This is a genomic window from Aeromicrobium sp. PFPM2_SD2 (assembly GCF_057364525.1).
In genome coordinates this window covers 1-1,525 of the sequence record NZ_JBNFNZ010000538.1, presented here as the reverse complement: position 1 = coordinate 1,525, position 1,525 = coordinate 1, and the positions used below count along the sequence as shown (strand labels likewise).

The 1,525-nt window shown below is 75.8% G+C and carries 2 protein-coding genes; both read right to left on the bottom strand.

Annotated elements, in window-relative coordinates:
- A partial coding sequence (locus tag AC2W7G_RS16050; protein WP_485869318.1) for an aminotransferase class V-fold PLP-dependent enzyme occupies positions 1-527 on the bottom strand: 527 nt, incomplete at its 3' end.
- A partial coding sequence (nadC, locus tag AC2W7G_RS16045; protein WP_485869317.1) for a carboxylating nicotinate-nucleotide diphosphorylase occupies positions 524-1,525 on the bottom strand: 1,002 nt, incomplete at its 5' end. The genes nadC and AC2W7G_RS16050, both read right to left, overlap by 4 nt.

The window sequence follows — 1,525 nt, the reverse complement described above, 5'->3', positions numbered from 1 at the left end:
CCGCGTCGGTGTGAAACGGGACGCCCCGGGCCGCGGCCACCTGCGCCAGGTCGGCGACCGGCTGCACGGTGCCCACCTCGTTGCCTGGCCAGCTGCACGCTCACCAGGGTGGTGTCGTCGCGCAGGACGGCGTCCAGCGCCTCGGGCGTGACCGTGCCGTGCGCGTCGACGGCCACCTCGGTCACCTCGAAGCCGAGCCGGGTCAGCCACCGCGCCGACTCCAGGACGGCGGGGTGCTCGACGGCCGAGACCACGACATGGCGGCCGCGGGGCGCCGCGAGCGCCAGGCCCTTCACCGCGGCGTTCGCCCCCTCGGTGCCGCCGGACGTGAACGTCAGCTCCCCCGGGCGGACGCCGAGCAGCGCCGCGATCTCGCCCTGCGCCGCGTCCAGGCCGGCCCTCGCGGCGTCCCCGGCCTCGTGGTGGCTGGCCGGGTTGCCGAAGACGCCGGTGAGGTAGGGCCACATCGCCTCGAGCACCTCGCGGCGCACGGGTGCGGTGGCCGCCTCGTCCAGGTAGAGCGTCACGCGCCCACCACGACGTCCAGGCCCAGGTCGAGCGACCGGACCCCGTGGGTGAGCGCCCCGACGCTGATGACGTCCACGCCGGTCGCCGCGACGCCGGCGACGGTCTCGAGGGTGATGCCGCCGGACGCCTCGACGATCGCCCTGCCGTCGATGCGGCGCACCCCCGTGACGAGGTCGGCCAGCGAGAAGTTGTCGAGCATGACCGTGTCGGGCTCGGCGGCCAGCACCTCGTCGAGCTGGTCGAGCCGGTCGACCTCGACCTCGACGTGCGTCGTGTGCGGGAGCGCGGCGCGGGCCCGGCGGATCGCCTCCCCGATCGATCCCACGACGGCGAGGTGGTTGTCCTTGGCCATCACCGCGTCCGACAGCGAGAAGCGGTGGTTGTGCCCGCCGCCGCAGCGCACCGCGTGCCGCTCGAGCGCCCTCAGGCCCGGCGTGGTCTTGCGGGTGTCGACGATGCGCGCCCCCGTGCCCTCGACGGCGCGGACGTAGGCGCGGGTCGTCGTGGCCACGCCGCTCATGCGCTGCACGAGGTTGAGGGCGACCCGCTCGCTCTGCAGCAGCGCCCGCGCCGGACCGTGCACGCGGGCCAGGACGTCGCCGGGGGCGAAGTCCTCGCCGTCCTGGGCGAAGGCGTCCACGTCGACCCGGTCGTCGAGCGCGGTCATGGCGGCGGCGAAGACGTCGATCCCGGCGAGCACGCCGGACTCGCGCGCGACGAGCTCGGCGGTGGCGGTCGTGCCGGCCGCACGAGCACCTGGCTGGTAAGGTCGCCGTGCGGGGCGTCCTCGGCCAGGGCCATGGTGACGACGGCGTCGATCTGGCGGCGGTCGAGCATCAGGCTCCCTCTCGGCGCAGGACGCGGTGGTGCGCCTGTGCGGGGTCGGTGTCGGGGTGGTCGGCGCGCTGGTGCGCGCGCGGGACTCGGTGCGCCGGCGCGCGGCCTCGACGGTCGCCCGGGCGAGGAGCAGCAGGTTGGCGTCCTCGGCGACTTGGGG